21 protein-coding genes and 2 tRNA genes are annotated in these 21,414 nt (G+C 72.7%); 4 read left to right on the forward strand and 19 right to left on the reverse strand.

The annotated features are described in order from the left end of the window. Positions 1-76: 76 nt before the first annotated feature. The 11 genes from ruvB to pgsA form a co-directional block, all read right to left on the reverse strand. Positions 77-1,153, reverse strand: a complete 1,077-nt coding sequence (gene ruvB, locus ABZY91_RS20715) for a Holliday junction branch migration DNA helicase RuvB (RefSeq protein ID WP_329882258.1) — start codon at positions 1,151-1,153, stop codon at positions 77-79. A 162-nt stretch (positions 1,154-1,315) separates the two neighbouring features. Then, positions 1,316-1,927: a Holliday junction branch migration protein RuvA gene (gene ruvA, locus ABZY91_RS20720; protein ID WP_329882259.1), complete on the reverse strand. Its 612-nt coding sequence runs from the start codon at positions 1,925-1,927 to the stop codon at positions 1,316-1,318. Then, the gene (gene ruvC, locus ABZY91_RS20725; protein WP_355404242.1) at positions 1,924-2,523 is read right to left on the reverse strand and encodes a crossover junction endodeoxyribonuclease RuvC; all 600 of its coding nucleotides are present in this window, start codon (positions 2,521-2,523) and stop codon (positions 1,924-1,926) included. The genes ruvA and ruvC overlap by 4 nt, the downstream gene beginning before the upstream one ends. A gap of 157 nt (positions 2,524-2,680) precedes the next feature. Beyond that, a complete protein-coding gene (locus ABZY91_RS20730; protein ID WP_329882261.1) occupies positions 2,681-3,439 on the reverse strand; it encodes a YebC/PmpR family DNA-binding transcriptional regulator in 759 nt (252 codons plus the stop codon). 108 nt (positions 3,440-3,547) lie between these two features. Beyond that, complete coding sequence (pdxT, locus tag ABZY91_RS20735; protein WP_329882262.1) at positions 3,548-4,165, reverse strand: pyridoxal 5'-phosphate synthase glutaminase subunit PdxT; 618 nt, start codon at positions 4,163-4,165, stop codon at positions 3,548-3,550. Positions 4,166-4,254: 89 nt separating this feature from the next. Next, on the reverse strand, positions 4,255-5,166 hold the full coding sequence (gene pdxS, locus ABZY91_RS20740; protein ID WP_329882263.1) for a pyridoxal 5'-phosphate synthase lyase subunit PdxS: 912 nt from the start codon (positions 5,164-5,166) through the stop codon (positions 4,255-4,257). A 324-nt stretch (positions 5,167-5,490) separates the two neighbouring features. Further along, complete coding sequence (locus tag ABZY91_RS20745; RefSeq protein WP_329882264.1) at positions 5,491-6,036, reverse strand: hypothetical protein; 546 nt, start codon at positions 6,034-6,036, stop codon at positions 5,491-5,493. Between the two features lie 29 nt (positions 6,037-6,065). Continuing rightward, the gene (locus ABZY91_RS20750) at positions 6,066-6,434 is read right to left on the reverse strand and encodes an isomerase (RefSeq protein WP_355404245.1); all 369 of its coding nucleotides are present in this window, start codon (positions 6,432-6,434) and stop codon (positions 6,066-6,068) included. 102 nt (positions 6,435-6,536) lie between these two features. Beyond that, a complete protein-coding gene (locus ABZY91_RS20755; RefSeq protein WP_355404263.1) occupies positions 6,537-7,721 on the reverse strand; it encodes a glycosyltransferase family 4 protein in 1,185 nt (394 codons plus the stop codon). A gap of 31 nt (positions 7,722-7,752) precedes the next feature. Then, positions 7,753-8,715, reverse strand: a complete 963-nt coding sequence (locus ABZY91_RS20760; RefSeq protein WP_355404247.1) for a phosphatidylinositol mannoside acyltransferase — start codon at positions 8,713-8,715, stop codon at positions 7,753-7,755. A gap of 15 nt (positions 8,716-8,730) precedes the next feature. Continuing rightward, complete coding sequence (gene pgsA, locus ABZY91_RS20765) at positions 8,731-9,378, reverse strand: phosphatidylinositol phosphate synthase (protein ID WP_327683718.1); 648 nt, start codon at positions 9,376-9,378, stop codon at positions 8,731-8,733. Positions 9,379-9,635: 257 nt separating this feature from the next. Here pgsA and ABZY91_RS20770 point away from each other — a divergent pair, with 257 nt between their 5' ends. Continuing rightward, positions 9,636-11,690, forward strand: a complete 2,055-nt coding sequence (locus ABZY91_RS20770; protein WP_329882268.1) for an elongation factor G-like protein EF-G2 — start codon at positions 9,636-9,638, stop codon at positions 11,688-11,690. 75 nt (positions 11,691-11,765) lie between these two features. Here ABZY91_RS20770 and ABZY91_RS20775 read toward each other — a convergent pair whose 3' ends face one another. Next, positions 11,766-12,233 carry a DUF393 domain-containing protein gene (locus tag ABZY91_RS20775; protein WP_329882269.1) on the reverse strand — a complete coding sequence of 156 codons (468 nt, stop codon included), beginning with the start codon at positions 12,231-12,233 and terminating at the stop codon, positions 11,766-11,768. Between the two features lie 204 nt (positions 12,234-12,437). Here ABZY91_RS20775 and ABZY91_RS20780 point away from each other — a divergent pair, with 204 nt between their 5' ends. Next, entirely contained in the window at positions 12,438-14,084 is a 1,647-nt protein-coding gene (locus ABZY91_RS20780) for a hypothetical protein (RefSeq protein ID WP_329882270.1), read from the forward strand. Between the two features lie 67 nt (positions 14,085-14,151). Here the strand turns inward: ABZY91_RS20780 and ABZY91_RS20785 are convergent, their stop codons facing one another. The 4 genes from ABZY91_RS20785 to ABZY91_RS20800 form a co-directional block, all read right to left on the reverse strand. Next, on the reverse strand, positions 14,152-14,712 hold the full coding sequence (locus tag ABZY91_RS20785) for an HIT domain-containing protein (RefSeq protein ID WP_329882271.1): 561 nt from the start codon (positions 14,710-14,712) through the stop codon (positions 14,152-14,154). 79 nt (positions 14,713-14,791) lie between these two features. Beyond that, the gene (thrS, locus tag ABZY91_RS20790) at positions 14,792-16,771 is read right to left on the reverse strand and encodes a threonine--tRNA ligase (protein WP_355404251.1); all 1,980 of its coding nucleotides are present in this window, start codon (positions 16,769-16,771) and stop codon (positions 14,792-14,794) included. 99 nt (positions 16,772-16,870) lie between these two features. Further along, positions 16,871-18,043 (reverse strand): hypothetical protein, encoded by a 1,173-nt coding sequence (locus ABZY91_RS20795; protein ID WP_355404253.1) that lies wholly within the window; start codon positions 18,041-18,043, stop codon positions 16,871-16,873. Positions 18,044-18,075: 32 nt separating this feature from the next. After that, on the reverse strand, positions 18,076-18,630 hold the full coding sequence (locus ABZY91_RS20800) for a DUF4365 domain-containing protein (RefSeq protein ID WP_329882274.1): 555 nt from the start codon (positions 18,628-18,630) through the stop codon (positions 18,076-18,078). Between the two features lie 153 nt (positions 18,631-18,783). On the opposite strand from ABZY91_RS20800, the gene ABZY91_RS20805 reads away from it, so the two are divergent. After that, positions 18,784-19,551 (forward strand): exonuclease domain-containing protein, encoded by a 768-nt coding sequence (locus ABZY91_RS20805; RefSeq protein ID WP_355404255.1) that lies wholly within the window; start codon positions 18,784-18,786, stop codon positions 19,549-19,551. A gap of 94 nt (positions 19,552-19,645) precedes the next feature. On the opposite strand, the gene ABZY91_RS20810 is transcribed toward ABZY91_RS20805, so the two are convergent. The 3 genes from ABZY91_RS20810 to ABZY91_RS20820 all read right to left on the reverse strand — a co-directional run bounded on the left by ABZY91_RS20810 (position 19,646) and on the right by ABZY91_RS20820 (position 20,679). Then, a tRNA-Val gene (locus ABZY91_RS20810) sits at positions 19,646-19,717 on the reverse strand. 209 nt (positions 19,718-19,926) lie between these two features. Next, positions 19,927-19,998 (reverse strand) — tRNA-Val (locus ABZY91_RS20815). 156 nt (positions 19,999-20,154) lie between these two features. Next, positions 20,155-20,679, reverse strand: a complete 525-nt coding sequence (locus tag ABZY91_RS20820; RefSeq protein WP_355404257.1) for a TIGR02611 family protein — start codon at positions 20,677-20,679, stop codon at positions 20,155-20,157. A 194-nt stretch (positions 20,680-20,873) separates the two neighbouring features. Between ABZY91_RS20820 and ABZY91_RS20825 the strand changes: the two genes are divergently transcribed. Further along, on the forward strand, positions 20,874-21,287 hold the full coding sequence (locus ABZY91_RS20825; RefSeq protein ID WP_030056266.1) for an SsgA family sporulation/cell division regulator: 414 nt from the start codon (positions 20,874-20,876) through the stop codon (positions 21,285-21,287). Positions 21,288-21,414 lie beyond the last annotated feature (127 nt).

The raw sequence follows: 21,414 nt of genomic DNA on the forward strand, positions 1-21,414 counted from the left end.
GGGACTTCCCTCACGACTTCTCCGACTGCCCCCGGCGCGGGCGTGCACGGTGCACACACGCTCCGACCTCACCCGTTCAGCCCTGTTCCGGCCGGAAAAGGTCCGGTTGTGCCGGTACGGCCCCCCTGGTGGTCTGGACCGGCGGGGTGAGACCGAGGTGCTGCCAGGCGGCGGCGGTGGCGATCCGACCGCGCGGTGTCCGGGCCAGCAGACCCTCGCGGACCAGGAAGGGTTCGGCCACCTCCTCGACCGTCTCGGACTCCTCCCCCACCGCGACGGCCAGGGTCGACAGCCCGACCGGGCCGCCGCCGAACAGCCGCAGCAGCGCGTCCAGCACCGCACGGTCAAGCCGGTCCAGCCCGCGGGCGTCGACCTCGTAGACGTCCAGCGCGTGGCGGGCGATCTCCACGGTGACGACGCCGTCGTGCCGGACCTGGGCGTAGTCGCGGACCCGGCGCAGCAGCCGGTTGGCGATGCGCGGGGTGCCCCGGGAGCGGCCGGCGATCTCGGCGGCGCCGGCCGTGTCGATCTCGACGTCCAGCAGGGCGGCCGAGCGGTGCACCACGCGCTGGAGCTCGGCCGGGGCGTAGAACTCCATGTGCCCGGTGAAGCCGAACCGGTCGCGCAGCGGCGGCGGCAGCAGTCCGGCCCGGGTGGTGGCGCCGACCAGGGTGAACGGCGGCAGCTCCAGCGGGATGGCGGTGGCGCCCGGGCCCTTGCCGACGATCACGTCGACCCGGAAGTCCTCCATCGCCATGTAGAGCATCTCCTCGGCGGGCCGGGACATCCGGTGGATCTCGTCGAGGAAGAGCACCTCGCCCTCGGTCAGCGAGGAGAGGATCGCCGCGAGGTCGCCGGCGTGCTGGATCGCCGGGCCGGAGGTGATCCGGATCGGCGCGCCCAGCTCGGCGGCGATGATCATCGACAGGGTGGTCTTGCCCAGCCCGGGCGGACCGCTGAGCAGCACGTGGTCAGGGGCGGCGCCACGCTGACGGGCGGCCTGGAGCACCAGTGACAGCTGCTCGCGCACCCGCTCCTGGCCGATGAACTCGTCGAGCTGCCGGGGCCGCAGCGCCGCCTCGACGGCCTGGTCCTCGCCGTCGGCGGCGCCCGCCACGAGCCGGTCGGTCGGGTCGGAGTCGTACGGGCTCATGCCCTCTCCCCGCTCCGCTCGCCGGCGGTGTCACCGGCGCCCCTCTGGGTGGTTCGCGCGCTCACTTGGTGCGGGCTCCAATGTCGACAAGGTGACAGGTGGTCAGATCGGTAGGGCGGTAGGGCGGTAGGACGACCGCGGGTCCCCGGTCGGCACCCCCGGTCAGCGCGCCCGGTTGAGCGAGCGCAGGGCGGACCGCAGCAGGGTACCGACGTCCGGGACGGCCTGCGCCTCGGCCTCCGGGGTGACGACGGTGACCGCCTCGTCCGCCTCGCGCGGCGCGTAGCCGAGGCCGACCAGGGCCGCGTGCAACTGCTCGCCCCACGGTGCAGGACCGGTGGCGATCGGCTTCTGCGCCGGGACGCTGCCGTGCGGGGCGCCCAGCTTGTCCTTGTACTCCAGCAGCAGCTTGGCGGCCTTGGCCTTGCCGATACCGGGGACGGCGATCAGCGCCTTCTCGTTGCCCGCGGCGACGGCGGTGCGCAGCGCGTCCGGGCTGTGCACGCCGAGCATCGCCTGGGCGAGCCGGGGTCCGACACCGGGCGCGGCCTGGAGGATCTCGAAGACCGCGCGCTCGTCGTCGTCGGCGAAGCCGTAGAGGGTGAGCGAGTCCTCCCGGACGACCAGCGAGGTGGCGAGCCGTGCGGGCTCCCCGGGACGCAGTCCGGCTGCGGTGGCCGGGGTGACCTGGACGGCCATCCCCACGCCGCCGACCTCGACGACGACGGTGGAGCCGCTGATCACGGCCACCGGTCCCTGGACGAAGGCGATCATCGGGCGGCTCCTCGGGTGGGACGGGCGGAGTACGGGCGGGCGGCGGGCGCCTTCGCGGGCGCCGCCCCGGCAGCGGCCGCCTTCGGGGCCGCCTTGGCGAGCGCGGCGGCGATCCGGTCGGTGGCGCCGCCGCGCCAGATGTGGCAGATGGCCAGCGCCAGCGCGTCGGCGGCGTCGGCCGGTTTGGGCGGGGCGTCCAACCGCAGCAGCCGCTGCACCATGGCGGTGACCTGGGCCTTGTCGGCCCGGCCGGAGCCGGTCACGGCGGCCTTGACCTCGCTCGGCGTGTGCAGGGTGACCGGTATGCCGCGCCGGGTGGCGCAGAGCATGGCGACCGCGCTGGCCTGCGCGGTGCCCATCACGGTGCGCACGTTGTGCTGGGCGAAGACCCGCTCGACGGCGACCAGGTCGGGCCGGTGCTCGTCGAGCCAGCTCTCGATGCCCTGCTCGACCAGCAGCAACCGGTGCCCGATCTCGGCGTCGGCCGGCGTGCGCACCACCCCGACCCCGACCATCCGCAGCGGCCGGCCGGGCGCGCCGTCGACCACGCCGACCCCGCACCTGGTCAGCCCCGGGTCCACACCCAGTACCCGCACTCCTGCCCCGCCTCTCGCTAACCCGCCGCTCGTCCTCGGGCACTGCGACCCGCCGCGACCGGCGGCAACCTGCGAAGGCTACCGCCCGGGTCGGACAACGGCTCGAACGACACCGGCCCGGTGGTCGTGGGACCACCGGGCCGGGACGTGGGTCCGATCACTCGGCGTCGAGCTGCGCACCGACCTCGTCGCTGATGTCGAAGTTGGCGAAGACGTTCTGCACGTCGTCGCTGTCCTCCAGGGCGTCGATCAGCTTCAGGATCTTGCGGGCGCCCTCGACGTCCACCTCGACCTGCATGCTCGGGAGGAAGTTGGCCTCGGCCGAGTCGTAGTCGACGCCCGCGTCCACCAGGGCGGTGCGGACGGCGACCATCTTGGAGGCCTCGGAGACGATCTCGAAGGAGTCGCCGAGGTCGTTGATCTCCTCGGGCTCCTGGTCGAGGACGACCTCGAAGAGCTTGTCCTCGTCCACGCCGTCCGCCTTGGGGACGATCACGACGCCCTTGCGGGTGAACAGGTAGGACACCGAGTTCGGGTCGGCCATCGAGCCGCCGTTGCGGGTCATCGCGACGCGCACGTCGGAGGCGGCACGGTTGCGGTTGTCGGTGAGGCACTCGATGAGCACCGCGACGCCGTTCGGGCCGTAGCCCTCGTACATGATCGTCTGGTAGTCGGCGCCGCCGGCCTCCAGGCCACCGCCGCGCTTGACGGCGCGGTTGATGTTGTCGATCGGGACCGAGCTCTTCTTGGCCTTCTGGATGGCGTCGTAGAGCGTCGGGTTGCCGGCCGGGTCGGGACCGCCGGTGCGCGCCGCCACCTCGATGTTCTTGATCATCTTGGCGAAGAGCTTGCCGCGCTTGGCGTCGATCACGGCCTTCTTGTGCTTGGTGGTAGCCCACTTAGAGTGGCCGGACATCGCCAGCTCCTTTACGTCGCCAAAGGGAAATGAACAGATGAGATCTTACCGGTGCCGCCACCGGTCCCTCGCACACGGTCACCGGCGGACCTTCACGCGGCGGGGCGGTCACGCGGCGGCGAGGTGCTCCTCGACCATCCGCACGAAGTAGGCGTGCACCCGGTGGTCGCCGGTGAGCTCGGGGTGGAACGAGGTGGCCAGCAGGTTGCCCTGGCGCACCGCCACGATCCGGCTCTCCGGGCCGTCGGCGGCGGGCAGCTCGGCCAGCACCTGAACGCCGGCGCCGACCCCCTCCACCCAGGGGGCGCGGATGAAGACGCCGTGCACCGGCGCGTCGTCCAGGCCCTGGAAGACGACACCCGACTCGAAGGACTCGTTCTGCCGCCCGAAGGCGTTGCGGCGCACGGTCATGTCGATGCCGCCCACCGTCTCCTGGTCCTCGCGCCCGTCCAGGATCTTGTCGGCCAGCATGATCATGCCCGCGCAGGTGCCGTACACCGGCATGCCGGCGGCCACGCGCTCGCGCAGCGGGTCCATCACGCCGAACAGCAGCGCCAGCTTGGACATCGTGGTGGATTCCCCACCGGGGATCACCAGGGCGTCGACCCCGGCCAGCTCCTCGGCACGGCGGACCGGGCGGGCCAGCGCGTCGGCCTCGGCCAGCGCGACCAGGTGCTCGCGGACGTCACCCTGCAGGGCGAGGACGCCGATCACTGGAGTGGACACTCTCACTACCTCTTCAGACTCTCGTTCGGACGACGCGCAGCGGCCCGCCGCGCAGATGGTCACACCGCGCGGCGGGCCGTCCGGCGGGACTACCAGCCGCGGTTGGCGTAGCGCTCGCTCTCCGGCAGGGTGTCGCAGTTGATGCCGACCATGGCCTCGCCCAGGTTGCGGGAGGCGTCGGCGATGATCTTCGGGTCGTCGAAGAAGGTGGTCGCCTTGACGATCGCGGCGGCACGCTTCGCCGGGTCGCCCGACTTGAAGATGCCGGAGCCGACGAAGACGCCCTCGGCGCCCAGCTGACGCATCAGCGCGGCATCGGCCGGGGTGGCCACACCACCGGCGGAGAACAGCACGACCGGCAGCTTGCCGAGCTCGGCGACCTCCTTGACCAGCTCGTACGGGGCGCGCAGGTCCTTGGCGGCGGCGAACAGCTCGTTGTTGTCGAAGCCGCGGAGCCTGGCGATCTCGTTCTTGATCTGGCGCAGGTGGCGAACGGCCTCGACGACGTTGCCGGTACCGGCCTCACCCTTGGAGCGGATCATGGCCGCGCCCTCGGCGATGCGGCGCAGCGCCTCGCCCAGGTTGGTGGCACCACAGACGAAGGGGGTCGTGAAGGCCCACTTGTCGGAGTGGTTGACCTCGTCGGCCGGGGTCAGCACCTCGGACTCGTCGATGTAGTCGACACCGAGCGACTGCAGGACCTGGGCCTCGACGAAGTGGCCGATCCGGGACTTGGCCATGACCGGGATGGAGACCGCCTCGATGATCTCCTCGATCATGTTCGGGTCCGACATCCGCGCGACGCCGCCGTCCTTGCGGATGTCCGCCGGGACCCGCTCGAGCGCCATGACGGCGACAGCGCCGGCGTCCTCGGCGATCTTGGCCTGCTCGGCGTTGACCACGTCCATGATCACACCGCCCTTGAGCTGCTCGGCCATGCCGCGCTTGACCCGGGCGGTACCGATCTGCGGCTGGTCTGCGGTGGTGGGGGTGGTGGACACGTGAGACCTCACTCGAAGATGAACCAGTGCTATCGCCCTATGGTAGGCGGAAGAAACGGCGTCTCCATGCGCCACCCGGTCCAGCCCGACCGTCGGGTTACGACAAACAGGCCGGATCCGGCCCCCCGCTCCGACGGGCTAAAGAGCGGACACCCGGACGTGTCCGACACGCCCCGCAAAGAACCCTCCGGGAAGAGGTGTCCGGAAAGGGACACCCCTAGGAGCCCCCCTGCGGGGTGCCTTCCCGAGGGCGCCCCGAGGCCCCGGCCCCGCGGGAACCGGCCCCGGAAGGCCCGCGCGAGGACCCCCCGCCGACGGCCCGCCCTACGAGGGCGAGCCCTCCGGCGTCAGCGCCGCCGGAGGCGCGTCGTCCATCTCGAAGGCCATCGGGAACGGGGCCTTGCCCGCGAGCCGGAAGTACCTCACCAGCCGGTGCTCACGCACCGCCCGGGCCGCCCGCACCGCGTCGTTGTGGAACCGCCGCGCCATCGGCACCCGCCGCGCCGCCGCCGTCAGGTCCTTGACCGCCTCCTCGCCGCCCGGTTCGGCCACCAGCACGGCGACCTGCTCCGGGTCGGCGAACACCGCCCGCAGCGCCAGACTCAACTGGCTCTCCGCCACCTCGCGCTGCTCGTCCTCCGCCTGCCGGGCCGCGTGCGCGGCGTCCAGCAGCAGCAACGAGGCCGCCGGGTCCAGCAGCGAGGACGTGGCCAGCTCGACCGCCACCGACGCCCGGCGGACCAGCTGCGCGTCCAGCGCCGCGCGGGCGGCGTCGATCCGGGCGTGCAGCCGGTCCAGCCGGCCGGCCGTCCAACTCAGATACATGCCGAACAGCACCACGGCCACGCCGGCCCAGATCCAGGTAGTCACGGGGCGCTACGCTACCGGGTGCTCCCGGTTCACCCCTCGATCGCCGTGTTGCGGTACACCTCGCGGTCCATGTCCCGGACGTCCACCGCCAGGTGCAGCCGCTCCCCCGGCGCCGGCGCGACGTGCTCGGCCAGCAGCGCCAGGACCCCCTCGGTGAGCGCCGTCTTCGCCTCCGGGCTGCGCCCCGGGAAGATCGCGAACTGCACGAACACCTGTGCCTCGGGGCGCTCGCTCTCCCCCACCACGATCTCCGGCTCGTTCCGGCGGAAGATCGTCTTGCACCCCTCGGGCTTCGCGGCGATCGTCTCCACCGCCAGCCGGTTGATCGCCAGGCCCAGCGCCCGGCGGTCGAAGGAGCCGTCCAGGCTCGGCGAGTAGTCGACGGAGATCTGCGGCATCGGATGCCTCCAGTACGCGGGAACGGGTCTGGCAGACCCTAACCGCGGCAGGCCCCCGGGCAATCCCCGCACCGGGCCCGGACCGGCCCCGGCGCCCCGGGCTCAGTCCCGGGCCAGCCCGAACCGGCCCCACCGTCCGCCGCGCTCGTCCGCCTCGACCACCGCCGCGGCCCCCGACGCCACCGTCTCGTACACGGCCAGGATGTCCGCGCCCACCGTCGACCAGTCGAACCGCCGCACGTGCCGGGACGCCGCCCCGCTCAGCTCCCGCAGCCGCTGCGGATCCGCCAGCAGCCGCAGCGCCGACCGGGCCAGCGCGTCCGCGTCCTCCACCGGGAACAGCTCGCCGGCGTCCCCGCCGTCCAGCACCTGCTTGAACGCGTCCAGGTCGCTGGCGAGCACCGGCGCACCCGCCGACATCGCCTCGACCAGGATGATCCCGAAGCTCTCGCCGCCGGTGTTCGGCGCCACGTACAGGTCGACGCTGCGCAGCAGCCGGGCCTTCTCCCGGTCGCTCACCATGCCGAGGAACTCCACCTGCGCCCGGACCTCCGGCGCCAGGCCCGCGGCGGCCTCCTCCTCGTCGCCCTTGCCCGCCACCAGCAGCCGCACCCCCGGCCGCTCGGCCAGGATCCGCGGCATCGCCGCCAGCAGGGTCGGCAGGCCCTTGCGCGGCTCGTTGATCCGGCCGACGAACCCGATCGTGCCGGGCTCCCCGCGCTCCGCCCCGCCGGTCCAGCGGTCGTCCGGCTCCGCCTCGGCGAAGAACCCCACGTCCACGCCGTTCGGGATCACCACCGCGTCGCCGCCCAGGTGCTCCACCAGCGTCCGGCGCGCGTACTCGCTCACCGCGATCCGGGCCCGCATCTTCTCCAGCCCGGGCTGGAGGATCGGCGAGGCCGCGATCATCGCCCGCGACCGCGGGTTCGACGTGTGGAAGGTGCCCACCATCGGCCCGGACGCCGACCAGGCGGCCAGCATCGACAGGCTCGGCGCGGCCGGCTCGTGCACGTGCAGGATGTCGAACCGCTCCTCGTGCAGCCACCGCCGCACCCGGGCCGCCGACAGCAGGCCGAAGCTCAGCCGCGCCACCGAGCCGTTGTACGGCACCGCCATCGCCCGACCCGCCGAGACCACGTACGGCGGCAGCGCCTCGTCGTCCTCGGCCGGGGCCAGCACCGACACCCCGTGGCCCAGGCCGATCAGGTGCTCGGCGAGGTCCCGGATGTGGAACTGCACCCCGCCGGGGACGTCCCAGTCGTACGGGCAGACGATGCCGATCTTCACAGGTCTCCTCATGCTCCTTCGGGCGGGCCGATCAGGCCCCGGAGGCCTCGGCGGTGGGCTCCTCGACGGGACGACCCGCCGGACGGGCCGGTGCCCCCACCGTCTCACGGACGGGCAGGTCGGCCAGCCAGAACCGTTGCAGCATGTGCCAGTCCTCGGGGTGCTCGCGGATCGCGTCCTCCCAGACCGCCGCCATCGCCTGCGTCATCACCCGGGTCTTCTCCTTGCGGTCGCCCTCGGCGGGCACCGCGATCTCCGGGTGGATCTGCGCCCGGAGCATCGTGCCCTCGTACCAGAGCGACACCGGCATCAGCGCCGCACCGGTCCGCTGGCAGAGCGCCGCCGGGCCCGCCGGCATCCTGGTCGCCTCGCCGAAGAACGACACCTCGACGCCGGCCTCGGACAGGTCGCGGTCCCCCACCAGGCAGACCAGCTTCCCCTCCCGCAGCCGCCGCGCCAGCGTGCCGACCACGTTCACCGAGCCGCCGGTCAGCGCCAGCACCTCCATGCCCAGGCTCTCGCGGAACGCCACGAACCGGTCGAACAGCCGCTCCGGCTCCAACCGCTCCGCGACCGTCGTGAACGGGAAGCCCTCCAGCGCCACCCAGGCGCCCGCCAGGTCCCAGTTGCCCATGTGCGGCAGCGTGATCACCGCGCCGCGCCCCGACTCCAGCGTCTCCCGCAGCTGGTCGAAGCCGTCCACCCGGACGTCCCGGGCCACCCGCTGCCGGCTCCACACCGGCAGCCGGAAGGACTCCAGCCAGTACCGCATGTACGAGCGCATCCCCGCCCGCGACAGCTCCCGCAGCTGCGCCTCGTCCGCCCCCGGGCGCACCCGCAGCAGATTCGCCTCCAGCTGCAGCACCCGCGGGCCGCGCCGCCGCCACGCGTAGTCCGCCAGCCGGTCGAACAGCCCTCGCGCCACCGGCTCGGGCAGGTGCTTGAGCACGCCCCAGCCCGTCGCGTACGCCGCGTACACCAGTCGGTCCTTCACCGCAGGCCCGCCCCTTCAGCTCCCGGCCGCCACGCGGTCCGCCTCGAACGCCTCACGGCGCACGGTCACCATCCGCTGGACCACCGTCACCAGGCTGCCGGCCGCCACCAGCCACAGCGCCACCGGCAGCAGCCACTCCACGTACGGCACCCCGAACGTGGCCAGACCCGCCACACCGGCCGCCACCAGACTGATCACCAGCCGCTCGGCCCGCTCCACCAGCCCCGAGACGTCACAGGGCAGCCCCTGGCTCTCGGCCCGGGCCTTGGTGTACGACACCACCAGCCCGCTCGCCAGGCAGAACACCGCCACCGCGCAGAGCAGGTCGTTGTCACCCTTGCCCGCGTACCACATGGCCAGACCGCCGAAGACCGCCGCATCGGCGACCCGGTCCAGCGTCGAGTCCAGGAACGCCCCCCACTTGGTGGACCGCCCCAGCTGCCGGGCCATGTTCCCGTCGACCAGGTCCGAGAAGATGAACAGCGTGATCGTGACGGTGCCCCAGAAGAACTCCCCCCGCGGGAAGAACACCAGCGCACCCGTCACCGAACCGGCCGTACCGACCAGCGTCACCGTGTCGGGACTCACACCCAGCCGGATCAGGAACGCGGCGAACGGGGTCAGGACACGTGTGAAGAAGGCACGCGCGTATTTGTTCAGCATGGCCTTCCGGACCGCTCCGATCTGCCTGGTACCCGCCTGCGGCCAGAGTGCGCGGCAGACGACCGAATGGATCAGCCCACCCGGCGCACCCATGGTAGCCACGCCGGGGAACCGACCCCGCCCACGCACCGCCCGACCGGCCCCCGCGTGCCCCCGGCACCGGCCGTCCCGGCGCCCGCACCCCGCCGACCCGGCGCGTGCGGACCGTCGCACCTAGACTTTCACCGTCAGTCTCGGCGCGACGGGAGGAGACCCCGATGCCCGACCGCAGCACCGCCCGAGCCGGCCAGGCACCCGCCGTGACCGGACCTCGCGACCTGCGCAACGTCGTCCTCATCGGCTGCGCCGGCGTGGGCAAGACCACCCTCGCCGAATCCCTCGCCCACGCCGCGGGCTCCGTCGGGCGCCCCGGCCGCGTCGCCGACGGCACCACCGTCGCCGACCACGAGCCCGTCGAGCACCAGCAGCAGCGCTCCGTCCAGCTCTCGGTCCTCCCCCTCGCCTGGAACGGCGTCAAGATCAACCTGATCGACCCGCCCGGCCACCCCGACTTCGCCGCCGAGCTGCACGCCGCCGTGCACGCGGCCGACGCCGCCGTGTTCGTCGTCTCCGCCACCGACCCGGTCACCGCCCCCACCCGCGCCCTCTGGCGCGAGTGCGCCGCCGAGGGCATCCCCCGCGCCATCGCCGTCGCCAAGCTCGACGTCGCCCGCAGCAGCTTCGACGACATCCTCGCCGCCTGCCACGACGCCTTCGGTCTCGGACCCGACACCCTCCGGCCGCTCTTCCTGCCCGTCCACCACGACGGGCACCCCGACGGCAGCGTCGACCTGCTCACCGGCCACACCTACGGACGGACCGAGCCGCTGCCGGACACCGCCCCGGCCCGCGAGAGCCTCGTCGAGGCCATCTCCGGCCAGGACGACACCCTCATGGAGCGCTACCTCTCCGGCGACCCCCTCGACACCGACGCCCTCGAAGCGGGCCTGCGCCGCGAAGTCCTCGCGTGCGCCCTCCACCCCGCCGTCCCCACCAGCGAGAACGGCCTCGGTGCCACCGAACTCCTGGACCTGATCGCCGCGTCCTTCCCGGACCCCACCGAACGCACCCGCCCCGCCCCCGAGTGCGACCCCGACGCCCCCCTCGCCGCCCAGGTCGTCCGCGTCACCGGCGACGCCTACGTCGGCCGGATCAGCCTCCTCCGGCTCTACGCCGGCACCCTGCGCCCCGACACCCGGATCCACCTCGCCGGCCCCGACCACCCCGCCGACCAGGACACCGAGGAACGCGTCACCGCCCTCACCAGCCCCTTCGGCAAACTCCAGCGCCCCGTCCCGCACGCCGTCGCCGGGGACCTCGTCTGCGCCGCCAAGCTCACCACCGCCCGGGCCGGCGACACCGCCCACGACCCCGGCCACCCCGTGAAGCTCGACGGCTGGACCCTCCCCGAACCGCTGCTCCCGATCGCCGTCGAGGCCCACAGCAAGGCCGACGACGACAAGCTCTCCCAGGCGCTCACCCGGCTCGCCGCCGAGGACCAGGCCCTCCGGCTGGAGCAGAACCCCGACACCCACCAGCTCGTCCTCTGGTGCACCGGCGAGGCCCACGCCGAGGTCGTCCTCGACCGCCTCCGCACCCGGCACAACGTCCACGTCGACACCGTGGAACACCGGGTGGCCCTGCGCGAGACCTTCGGCACCGCCGCCGCCGGCCACGGCCGCCTCGTCAAGCAGTCCGGCGGCCACGGCCAGTACGCCATCTGCGAGCTGGAGGTCGAACCCCTGCCGGCCGGTTCCGGCTTCGAGTTCAAGGAGCACGTCGTCGGCGGCGCCGTCCCCCGGCACTTCATCCCCTCCGTGGAGAAGGGCGTCCGCGCCCAGCTCGCCAAGGGCGTCTCCACCGGACACCCGCTCGTCGACATCCGGGTCACCCTCACCGACGGCAAGGCGCACTCCGTCGACTCCTCCGACTCGGCCTTCCAGACCGCCGCCGCCCTCGCCCTGCGCGACGCCGCCGAGCACGCCGTCATCCGGCTGCTCGAACCCGTCGCCGCGGTCGGCATCCTGCTCCCCGACGACTACCTCGGCGCCGTCCTCGGCGACCTCTCGGCCCGCCGCGGCCGCGTCCTCGGCACCGAGACCGCGGGCCCCGGCGTCACCCTGCTCCGCGCCGAGGTCCCCGAGCTCGAACTCGCCCGCTACCCCGTCGACCTGCGCTCGCTCACCCACGGCACCGCCGGGTTCAGCCGCGCCCACCTGCGCCACGAACCGATGCCCGCCGCGCTCGCCGCCCGCTTCACCGGGAAGGACTGACCACCGGAACGCGCCGGTCGCCCCGGCGGGCCGAGCGCCGGGGCGGGCCGCCCCGGTCCGCCGGCCGTCGGCCCGTCAGGCGTCGGTGTCACCCCGGCCGTCGGGCGCGGCGGCGGCCGGGCGCTGCGGCAGTGCGCAGGCCGGCGTCCCGCCCGGCATCCGGTGCCGGTTCCGCGCCACCCACCGGTAGGCCAGCGCCGCGACCGGCCGCACCGGCGCCGACGCCAGGACTCCGCCCAGGTAGGCCCACGCCCCGCCCGAGCGCAGCAGCAGCCGCGCCACCGCCTGCGCCCCGCCGTAGACGCGGCCGGCCGGGGTCACCCAGAGCAGCTCGCGCTCCGCGCGCTCCCAGGACACCTCCCCGCGCCCCCCGGCCGCCCCGTCCAGGCCGGCGAGGTCCGCGAACTGGAACGGCACCGCGTCCCAGCCGCCCGACGCCAGGGTCTGCCGCAGGTACCGCTCGGCCCAGTTCTTGCAGGTCGTGCAGAACGCGCAGTCCCCGTCGAAGACCAGTACCGGATCCCTCACCACCACGTTGTTCATACCGTCATCGTGCACCATCCGACGCCACCGCCGGCGGACAGGGCAGCCGGGGTCCGCCCCGGCGCATCGCGCTCCCGAAACCTGGGCATCATGCCCCACAGGTCCACCATGGCCCGATCGTGACGGCACTTCAGACGATCATCCACACAGCGGCACCACGGCACGGTAATCTGCCGCAGGACAAGGGGAGGAGGGGACGCCACCGTGACGACACTCGACATGACCCCGGGTGCGCAGATACCCCGGACCGACGTCGGCCCGCAGACCGCCGGCACGCAGGCACTCTCCTCGGCCGCGTACCGCGACGGCAAGCTCGCCGACGACGCCGGCAAGCTCGACGGAGCCACCGCGAAGAAGGGCCGCTTCGCCCTCTTCGCCCCCAACTTCGGCGAGGCCTTCAGCAAGGCGCTCATCTCCCGCGCGCTCGGCGGCGACCGCAAGCCCCTGGTCCCCGCCTTCGGCGTCGAGACCCGCCAGGTCGTCGAGCACTGCCTCGCCGCCGAGGAGATCCGCCGCAACCGCGACCGCCAGCTGTCCACCATCTCCGTCGTCACCGGCGTGCTCTGCCTGCCCGGCGCCCTCGTCTGGCTGGGCGCCTTCCAGCTCCGTGCCTGGCTCCGGCGCGACAACCCCAAGAACGCCGGCGTGTACGGGGCCGTCGTCCTCGTCCTCGTCGCCGCCCTCGCCGCCCTGCTCGCGATCAAGCCCCCGGTCGGCGGCGTCCTCGGCATCTACCTGCGCCTGGTCATGCTCGCCCCGGTCATCGGCTGGTACCTCGCGAAGCGCATCGTCGAACGCACCGCCGTCGACCTGCGCGCCCGCTGGCTGCAGCTGGTCGAGGGCAACGCCGTCGCCGCGACCGTCCCGATGGCCGTCCCGCGCGACGACCTCGACAAGAAGGCCGCCGACCTGCGGGCCAAGCTCGGCCGGCTGGACTCCGAGCAGGAGACCAACATCCAGCACTACGCCGGCCCCAAGGGGATCCTCGGCGTCGGCCGCCGCTGGGGCGAGTGGAAGCTCATCGACACCCTGCGCCCCGCCGAGGGCCAGATCGACTTCCGCCAGTTCCACCCCTGGGACCTCGTCCGGAAGATCTCCGGCCACCTCAAGTCGCTCGGCATCAGCGAGGTCGCCAACAGCGGGATGCCCGGCGTCCGGGTCAAGCAGTGGGTCGTCTTCGAGGTCGGCGAGAGCGCCGACGAGATCAGCCGCCCCGGCGGCGCCGACATGGACGGCGACCACATGCGCGACTTCGCCGTCCAGGCGGTCGCCGACAAGCAGACCTTCGGCGGCGGCCCCCGCCACTACCTCGCCACCCAGTTCATCACCCACGACGGCAAGCTCGTCCTGACCTTCACCGTCACCGTGGTGCTGCTCGCCAACACCCTCAACATCACCGTCGCCGGCTACGCCCTCGGCCCGATCAACGGCTTCTTCTTCGACAAGCCCAAGGCCAAGGAGAAGTCGGTCGCCAAGACCGTGCGGTTCTGGGAGGAGCGCACGGTCAAGCTCCCGCTGATCGACAACGACGAGGTCGTCCGGCAGGCCGTCCGCGCGCCCTTCTACCGGATGCCCGCCCTGCTCGGCTGGCTCGGCGGCGGCCTCGGCCTGCCCGAGCCCTTCGGCCTGCGGCACATCTGGGCCGGCCTGCCGTGGGGCACCCGCACCATGGCCGACAACGCGCTCAACTCGGCCCACCCGGTGCTCGGCGCCGTCCACACCGCCACCCTGGAGTTCCTCGCCGAGCACGACCTGGACACCGACCGCGCCTTCAAGGGCCGCGCCGCCGGGCTCAAGGCCGAGGCCCAGGGCAGCCGCCCGTTCAAGGTCGACCACTACGACGCCGGCTGACGGCCGCACCGGGCACGACGGGGCCCCTGCCGACACACGGTCGGCAGGGGCCCCGGTCCGTCCCGGCTCAGTCCTGCGGCCAGGCCTCCGCCAGCATCTTGCGGGTGTCCGCCAGCAGTTGCGGCAGCACCTTGGTGTGGCCGACCACCGGCATGAAGTTGGTGTCCCCGCCCCAGCGGGGCACCACGTGCTGGTGCAGGTGCGCCGCGATCCCGGCACCTGCCGCCGTCCCCTGGTTCATCCCGATGTTGAAGCCGTGCGCGCCCGAGGCCGCGCGCAGCGCCGTCATCGCCTTCTTGGTGAACACCGCCAGCTCGGCCGTCTCCGCCTCGTCCAGCTCGGTGTAGTCCGCCGCGTGCCGGTACGGGACCACCATCAGGTGACCGCCGTTGTACGGGTAGAGGTTGAGCACCGCGTACACGGAGCCGCCGCGTGCGACGACCAGCCCGTCCTCGTCACTCAGCGACGGAATCGAGCAGAACGGGCAACCGTCGTCCGGAGCCGGGCCGGTGGGCTTGTTCTCGCCCTGGATGTAGGCCATCCGATGGGGGGTCCACAGGCGGCGGAAGCCGTCCGGCTCGCCGACGCCCCGCTGCAGTTCCGGCTCAGTCGTCATGCTGATCAGCATATTCGCCCGGCCGTTCTTGCAAAGCAGCGCGGGGCAGACTCCCGAGGAGCCCGCCCCGCGCTCACGCGTGACCGTGGTGTCACACCTGGATGCGGCGCTCCACGGCGTCCACGATCTCGGCGACCGCGTCGGCCACCGGGACGCCGTTCTTCTGCTCGCCGTTGCGGTAGCGGAAGGACACCGCACCCGCCTCGACGTCGTCGTTGCCGGCGATCAGCATGAACGGGGTCTTGCTCTTCTGGGCGTTGCGGATCTTCTTCTGCATCCGGTCGTCCGAGGTGTCGACCTCGACCCGGATGCCGCGCTTCTTCAGCTCGGCCGCGACCTCCAGCAGGTACGGCACGTGCTCGTCGGTGATCGGGATGCCGGTCACCGTGACCGGGGCCAGCCACGGCGGCATGGCACCGGCGTAGTGCTCCAGCAGCACCGCGAAGAACCGCTCGATCGAGCCGAACAGCGCCCGGTGGATCATGACCGGCCGCTGGCGCGAGCCGTCCGCCGCGGTGAACTCCAGGTCGAAGCGGTCGGGCAGGTTGAAGTCCAGCTGGATGGTGCTCATCTGCCAGGTGCGGCCGATGGCGTCCTTCGCCTGCACCGAGATCTTCGGGCCGTAGAAGGCCGCGCCGCCCGGGTCCGGCACCAGCGGCAGGCCCTGCTTCTCGGCCACGGCGGCGAGGACGGCGGTGGCCTCCTCCCACGCGTCGTCCGAGCCGACGAACTTCTCCGGGTCCTTGGTGGACAGCTCCAGGTAGAAGTCGTTCAGGCCGTAGTCGCGCAGCAGGTTGAGCACGAAGGTGAGCGTCGAGTCGAGCTCGTCGGCCATCTGCTCACGGGTGCAGTAGATGTGCGCGTCGTCCTGGGTGAAGCCGCGGGCGCGGGTCAGGCCGTGCACCACGCCGGACTTCTCGTACCGGTACACCGTGCCGAACTCGAAGAGACGCAGCGGCAGTTCGCGGTACGAGCGGCCACGCGCGTCGAAGATCAGGTTGTGCATCGGGCAGTTCATCGGCTTGAGGTAGTAGTCCACGCCCTCGTCGAGCTGCATGGGCGGGTACATGCCGTCCGCGTACCAGTCGAGGTGGCCGCTCTTCTCGAAGAGCTTCCCCTTGGTGGCGTGCGGGGTGTAGACGAACTCGTAGCCCTCCTCCTCGTGCCGGCGGCGCGAGTAGTCCTCCATGGCGCGGCGGATGATGCCGCCCCTGGGGTGGAAGACGGCGAGGCCGGAGCCGATCTCCTCGGGGATGGAGAAGAGGTCGAGCTCGCTGCCGAGCTTGCGGTGGTCGCGCTTGGCGGCCTCCTCCAGGAACTCCAGGTGCGCCTTGAGCGCGTCCTTGGTCGGCCAGGCGGTGCCGTAGAGGCGCTGGAGCATGGGGTTCTTCTCGCTGCCGCGCCAGTAGGCGGCGGCCGAGCGCATGATCTTGAACGCCGGGATCATCCGGGTCGACGGCAGGTGCGGGCCGCGGCAGAGGTCGCCCCAGCACAGCTCGCCGGACTTCGGGTCCAGGTTGTCGTAGATGCTCAGCTCGCCGGCGCCGACCTCGACGTCGGCACCCTCGCCGGCGGTGGCGGCGGAGCCCTTGAGGCCGATCAGCTCCAGCTTGTACGGCTCGCCGGCCAGCTCCTCGCGGGCGGCCTCGTCGGTGACCACCCGGCGGGAGAACTTCTGCCCGCGCTTGATGATCTCCTGCATCTTCTTCTCGACGGCCTTGAGGTCGTCGGGGTGGAACGGCTTCTCGACGTCGAAGTCGTAGTAGAAGCCGTCCTTGACCGGCGGGCCGATGCCGAGCTTGGCCTCCGGGAAGAGCTGCTGCACGGCCTGCGCCATGACGTGCGCGGTGGAGTGGCGCAGGATGTCGAGGCCGTCCTTGCTGCCGATCTCGACCGGCTCGACCTCGTCGCCGTCCTGGACGGCGTACGCGAGGTCCTTGAGCTGGCCGCCGACGCGGGCGGCGATGATCGAACGGTCGTCGGCGAAGAGCTCGGCGGCCGTGGTACCCGTGGTCACCACGCGCTCTTCCCGATCGGGTTCGCGGCTGATGATTACCCGGACGTCCGTCACCGGTCTCTCCTGACGTGCTGGATTCATAGGACGCAACACTTCGCTGCGCGTGACGATGGTACCGAGACCGGTGGCCCCGCCGTCACCTCCGTATCCTCCCTACCCGTCGCCCAGCGTCTTGAGCAGCCGCTCCCGCTCCGCCTCCTCCAGCCCGCAGGGCTCCAGGCCGGTGGGCCGGGTGAGCCGGCGGAAGCCGCCGCGCCGTTCGAGCCGGCCGCTGACCTTGACCGGGGTGCCGGCCAGGTGGGCCTCGGCGGCCAGCCGGTAGGCGGGATCGGGCAGGCGGACCTTGACCTCGTCGACCTCGGCGCCGCCGAGCACCCGCAGGCGGACGCTGCCGGGGCCCGCCGGGTCGGCGCGCTTGAGCCGGACGACGACGCCGACGACGGTGACGGCGACGGCGGGCTCGATGCGTTCGAGCAGCTCCGCGGCCTCCGCAAGGGCGGGCAGGTCGCCGGGCGAGAACTCCAGGGCGATCCGGCGGTCGCCGAAACCGCCGGGGGTCCCGGCGGCGGCCGACCAGGCGACGGTGAGCCGGCTCGCGGTGGCGCCGCGCACCAGCTCCTCGACGGATTCGACCAGCTCGCGGCTGACGCCGGACTGGACGGCGTTCTCGAAGGCCTCCGCGCCGCCGCTGACCCGGCGGTAGTCGACGGCGTCGCGCAGCGCCTCCAGGGCGCGGACCAGGGTGGTGACCGCGGCCCGGCCCTCGGGGGCGGGGGTGTAGGCGGTGAGGCCGGGCCCGCCGGAGACCACCAGGACGCGGTCGAGGAAGTCCCCGGCCCAGCTGTCGAGGCGGGCTCCGAAGTACGCGGCCCGGGTGCGTCCGGCCTTGGCGCCGGCCGCGAGCATGGCGCGCGCCGCCCGCTGGAGCCGTTCGGTGTCGTCCCAGGGCACCGTCGCGGGAGCGGAGCCCGGCGGGCCGGCGAGGTCACGGCGCCACTGGAGCTCGTCGCCGGGGACGGCCAGGGCGAGCAGGATCGCGCGGGCGGAGGGGCTGGCGGAGCGGGAGAGCGCGGTGACGGCGTCGGCGAGGAGGTCGACGGCGTCGTCGAAGCCGTCACCGGCGGGGACGATCAGGCTGGTGCCGGGGTCGGTGCCGTCGGGGGGCGTCCAGCGGCCGTACCGGGCGGAGGGCCCGCCGCGCCGGACCCAGCCGTGCCGGGCCAGCAGGGTGGCGAGCACCGCGGGGTCGACGGCGGCCGGGTCGGGCAGCGCCCGGGCCTGCGGCTCGCCGGGACCGGGGCGCAGTGGCCCGTGGGGCAGTGTCATGGTGCGGCTCCTCCCGGCCGGGGGCCGGGCCGTCACGGGCTGCCGCCCGCGCCGACCCTGGCCATGATGTCGCACAGTGCGCGGTCGTCGAAGACCTTCGCGGTGGGTACCCGGACGTTGGTCCGGCGCTGCCCGGTGACCGGGTGGCCGGCCAGGTTGACCCAGTAGCAGCAGTGCCGCAGCTCCAGCGCGTCCGGCCGGGCCGCGAGCCAGTGGTCGACCCGGCGGGGCAGCAGCATGACGACGAGGATGCGGGGCACCGCGACCCGGGGGCGGGCGAGCTTGCGCAGGTGGTCGTTGTCGAGGGTGAAGCTGAAGTACGGGCCGCGCGGATCGGGGGCGATCTGCTGGGTGGCCTTCAGCTGGATCTTGACGGTCACCTCGTCGTCGATCTCGTGGACCCGGGAGCCGTGACTGACCTGCCAGTCGATGCCGTTGTCGGGGAACGGCTGGGAGAGCGAGCAGCCGGCCGCGGCGGCGACCGCGTGCAGGTAGCCGACCTGCAGGGTCTCCATGCAGGCGGTCACCGCCAGGTTGCCCCGCAGGGCGGCCTCCGCCTCGTCGGGCTGCGGCTGGGTCAGTGCCATCGCCGGGTTCCTCCCCCCGTCCCCCCGGGCCCGTCCCGATTCGAACAGGGCACCTGTCGGCAGGGTGCCCGACCGGTGGTGCGCCAAACGGTTGAGGGGACGTCAGGAGCGGGTATCACCAGGGCGGGAACGCGCTGTATCCGAGGGGCAGTCATGCAGCAGCACTGGTTCACCGGCCCGATCGCCTCCTTCGACACCGAGACCACCGGCGTGGACGTCGAGACCGACCGCATCGTGTCGGCCGCCCTGGTGGTCCAACTCGCCCCGGGCGCCGCCCCGCAGGCGACCACCTGGCTGGCCGACCCCGGCGTGCCGATACCGGACGGTGCCCGCGCGGTGCACGGCATCACCGACGAACGGGTCCGGGCGTTCGGCCGCCCGGCGCGGACGGTCGTGGCGGAGATCGCCGCCGCACTGGCGGCGCAGGCCCGGGCCGGCCGCCCGGTCGCGGTGATGAACGCGCCCTACGATCTGACCCTGCTCGACCGGGAGTTGCGCCGGCACCGCGGGGTCACGCTGACGGACGCGGTGGGCCCGGCCGGCCTGCTGATACTGGATCCCCGGGTGCTGGACAAGCACGTGGACCGGTACCGCAAGGGCCGCCGGACGCTGACCGACCTGTGCGCGCACTACGGGGTGCAGTTGGCCGGGGCGCACGACGCGGCGGCGGACGCGGCGGCGACGCTGGCGGTGGTCCGGACGATCGGTGCGCGCCATCCGGCCGCGCTGGGCGGGCTGACGGTGGCGGAGCTGCACCTGCGGCAGGCGGTCTGGCACGCGGCACAGGCCCGGGGGTTGCAGGCGTGGTTCGACCAGTCGGGGGCGGACGAGCGGGTGGACCTGTCCTGGCCGCTGCGGCCGGCCCGGTGCGGATGCGGGCGACGGCTGTCCCCGGACCACAGGTGCGAGATGGCGGCGTAGCGCGGCGGGGCCGGTCCGGGCGCCCGGCGCTCGGTGTGCGCGCGAACGCCGCAGGCCCCGACCGGTCTCCGGTCGGGGCCTGCATGCTGTCCGGTGGGCGATACTGGGATCGAACCAGTGACCCCTTCGGTGTGAACGAAGTGCTCTCCCGCTGAGCTAATCGCCCGGGCAACGAGAAGAACTGTAGCACCATTCGGGGGGTGCGGTACAACTCGCTTCCCCGGGGTGCCGGTCGACACATCCGCAGAACTCGCACTCCGCACGGAAGATGACTGCGCCTCAGTTCATTCTCGGACGATGTTCACCGGATTGTGGAAATACATGTAAGGCCCAGCCGATAATCGGCTGGGCCTCACATATCACAATGCATTCCGGTGGGCGATACTGGGATCGAACCAGTGACCCCTTCGGTGTGAACGAAGTGCTCTCCCGCTGAGCTAATCGCCCGGGTGCAGGGAAAACATTACCGCATCCCACGGGGTGGTCCGAACACGCTCACCCCGGCCCCCGGAACGGCCGCCTCACCCGGACGGCGCACCGGCCGGCCCCCGCTCCCCGGCCGGACCGCACACGGTCCGTACCCGGTCCGCGACGGACCCCCGCTCAGTCCTCGTCGATCTTCCAGGGCATGACCAGCCCGTACTTCCACAGGTACCAGCCGCCGATCCCGGCGATCACCGTCAGGCCGATCACCGTGAGCGTGATGTTGCGGCGGCGGACCCGCGGGTCCAGGGCCTTCTGGGCCGCCTCGGCCACCTTCCGCCGGGTCCAGCGCAGCGCCAGCTGGGCCCAGACGAACTCGGTCGCCCAGATGCCCATGCCCAGGAAGATGACCACCCAGCCGGGCCCGGGCAACGGCAGCATGATCACGCCGAGCACCACCACCGCCAGGCCGATCAGGAAGACGGCCACCTGCCAGCTCAGGTGCAGCGGGCGGGAGCGGCGGATGAAGTGCGGCGCGCGTGAGCCCAGCGGCCGGCCACCGTCCGTGTCCGCCCCCGTACCCCCACCGTCGCCGTCGTCGTTCCCCGACCCCGTCGGCACCCCCGTGTCGTCCGGCACGATCACATCCCCCGTTCCCGTGTTCCCGCCCGCGTCACCGCGTGCCTTGTCGCTTCGCACAGTCATGCCAGGAAACTAACCGAGAAGCGGGCCGGTAATGCCCTGCGGGGCACTCTGTGGCGATTCCGCAATGCGCCGTAAGGGGTACGACTCGCGCCCGAATCGGGACAGAGGGGTTTACATCGGTCTTGGAGGTGGGATGGTCCGTTCGCCGACGTGCGATTCCCCGAGCGCACACTGAGCGAAAGGCCATGGCGCTTATGAACACCACGGTCAGCTGCGAGCTGCACCTGCGCCTCATCGTGTCCAGCGAGTCCTCACTGCCCGTCCCCGCGGGTCTGCGCTACGACACCGCCGACCCCTATGCCGTGCACGCCACGTTCCACACCGGCGCCGACGAGACCGTGGAGTGGGTGTTCGCCCGAGATCTCCTTGCGGAGGGGCTGCACCGACCCACGGGTACCGGCGACGTCCGGGTCTGGCCGTCGCGCAGCCACGGGCAAGGGGTGGTCTGCATCGCGCTGAGCTCTCCGGAAGGAGAAGCCCTGCTGGAGGCCCCGGCCCGAGCGCTTGAGTCGTTCCTCAAGCGGACGGACGCCGCCGTACCCCCCGGCACCGAACACCGTCACTTCGACCTCGACCGGGAGCTGTCCCACATCCTCGCCGAAAGCTGACCCCGACCGGAGGCGGTCACGCCCCGCTGTCGGTAGTGGACGTCCAGGCTGCCGACGCCCGAGGACCAGGAGTCGGCCGATCCGCCGTCCCTGGAGGGCTTGTCCATGTAGCGCAGCGGCGTGCCGT

It is taken from the genome of Kitasatospora sp. NPDC002965 (genome assembly GCF_040611255.1).
Taxonomy (GTDB): domain Bacteria; phylum Actinomycetota; class Actinomycetes; order Streptomycetales; family Streptomycetaceae; genus Kitasatospora.